Below are 2,004 nucleotides of genomic sequence, written 5' to 3' on the forward strand. Positions count from 1 at the left end.
CAAAATCAAGATGTAAAAGATATGACGCTAAACGAAATGGAAGTGTATTGGAAAGAGGCAAAAAAAACACCGCCCCTTAACTAAGGAGGCGGTGTCATTTATTATATTAACTAAATTGGGCGTCTTCCTTGAATAAGCCTCATAATAATGGCTATAGCGGCAATTACCAACAAAATGTGGATCAAACCACCGGCACTATACACAAAAAACCCGAGCACCCACCCAATAATCAGAATGACCGCTACGATGTACAATAAACTGCTCATAGTTGAAAAAATTTAGGTTAAATTAGATGCGTATACTGCTTTTAAAAATAAAGGTTGTGCTTTTAGAAAAAATTTTTTTTAGTCCAACTTTTGTGTGATGATCACCCGCGCTACCTGGCTGCATTTACGGATTCCGTTCTCGTTTTTTTTGCTTCCGGTCTACTTGTTTGCCCTTAGTGTTTCGGACGATTTTTCGGTGTTCAATGCCCTCTTAGCCTTTTTTATTATCCACTTTTTGCTCTACCCAGCCAGCAATGGCTACAATAGCTATTTTGATAAAGACGAAGGCAGTATTGGTGGGCTGGAGCACCCGCCACCGGTGCAACTAGAATTGTATCGTACAGCTCTGTTTTTGGATGTAACCGCTATCGTTCTGGGATTGATCATCAGCGTTGAATTTGCGGTGATGCTTTTTATTTACGGGCTGGCGTCTAAAGCCTACAGCCATCCGGCCATCCGGTTAAAGAAGTACGCCTTCGGTAGCTGGTTTATCGCCGGATTCTTTCAGGGATTTTTCACCTTTATGATGGTTTACGTAGGAGCGACCGGTACCTCAGTGTTCCAGATTGAGTCGCCCGAGGTGTGGATCGGGGCCGCCCTTTCGTCGCTAATGCTGTGGGGATCATACCCAATGACGCAAATTTATCAGCACGAAGAAGACAGTAATCGGGGCGACATTACATTGAGTTACCGGTTGGGTATTTTGGGCACATTTCACTTTACAACCATTGTCTTCGGGTTGGCTGCGCTAGGTTACTGGCTTTACTATCTTTTCTACTTTAGCATGATGCAAGCTTGGCTGTACTTGATTTTTTTGTTACCAGTGTTGAGCTATTTTTTCTACTGGTACTTTCTGGTACGGAGGGATCGTTCACGGGCCGATTTTCACCATGTTATGCGCCTGAACTTTATTTCGGGCTTGTGCCTCAACCTGTTTTTTGGGTTGATAATTCTGTGGGACCACCTTTGAAGATGCAACAGGTAAAGTATCTTACCTTTCCAACCATCCTACTACAATTACTGTCAATAGATAAACTCTTATTACTATGAAACTAATAACACTATTAGGTTGCCTCCTGATGTTCGGTTGCCAAGCCTATGAATTGGAAGATTTAGAAGGAGGTGCCTCTTTTGCCTGTAATCTGGACGAAGCCACCGATCTGCCCTGGCTCAATGAGATGATTGAGCAATCCAGAGTTGAGTCAGATTACTGTCAGGTATTTAGGGTAGATCAGGGTGAGTATCAAGGAGAAACCGTATTTATTCCCTACCTGACGGGAGCTTTATGTTGTACTTGCGGCAACGCGGTCTACAATTGCCAGGGTGAAGCCGTATTTGTGTGTGACCGAGACAAAGAAGAAGAGATTAAGCACAAAAAAGCTATCTGGCAGCGATAGCTGATAAAAGTAAGAAACTACTCTACCATTCTCACCAAAAACCGATATTCCCCCGGTTCAGCGTTAAATGGGATGCCGCTTTGCAATTGCTCGCCAGTATAAATCTCTTTTGAGTCTTTACTAACATCTATCACTTCGTACCGTTGATCTACTTTCGCAGTAAACCATTCGGGAAACTGGTTAATGCGGGGCCAGTCGGTAGGTAGGTTCATCACCTCCTGATGGCGGGGCGCATCAAATATCAGTTTGCCTTCCCAGTGCTGATCGGTAGTCAGGATTAACAGTAGATCATCACCTTCGCGCACCGCTCCGAATTTAATATCGCTTCGCAAGGGGGCAGC

Annotated in this window: 3 protein-coding genes and 1 pseudogene; 2 read left to right on the top strand and 2 right to left on the bottom strand. The window is 44.0% G+C overall.

What is annotated here, in order from left to right:
- Positions 1–110: 110 nt before the first annotated feature.
- Positions 111–266 (bottom strand): lmo0937 family membrane protein, encoded by a 156-nt coding sequence (locus WBA23_RS23075; protein WP_424584636.1) that lies wholly within the window; start codon positions 264–266, stop codon positions 111–113.
- Positions 267–363: 97 nt separating this feature from the next.
- Between WBA23_RS23075 and WBA23_RS23080 the strand changes: the two genes are divergently transcribed.
- Both WBA23_RS23080 and WBA23_RS23085 read left to right on the top strand, forming a co-directional pair.
- Positions 364–1,236: a UbiA family prenyltransferase gene (locus tag WBA23_RS23080; protein ID WP_424584637.1), complete on the top strand. Its 873-nt coding sequence runs from the start codon at positions 364–366 to the stop codon at positions 1,234–1,236.
- Between the two features lie 76 nt (positions 1,237–1,312).
- Entirely contained in the window at positions 1,313–1,663 is a 351-nt protein-coding gene (locus tag WBA23_RS23085) for a hypothetical protein (RefSeq protein ID WP_424584638.1), read from the top strand.
- 17 nt (positions 1,664–1,680) lie between these two features.
- On the opposite strand, the pseudogene WBA23_RS23090 reads toward WBA23_RS23085, so the two are convergent.
- Positions 1,681–2,004 (bottom strand): annotated as a pseudogene (locus tag WBA23_RS23090) (hypothetical protein); the annotation flags it as partial.

This window comes from Tunicatimonas sp. (genome assembly GCF_049647865.1).
Classification (GTDB): domain Bacteria; phylum Bacteroidota; class Bacteroidia; order Cytophagales; family Cyclobacteriaceae; genus Tunicatimonas.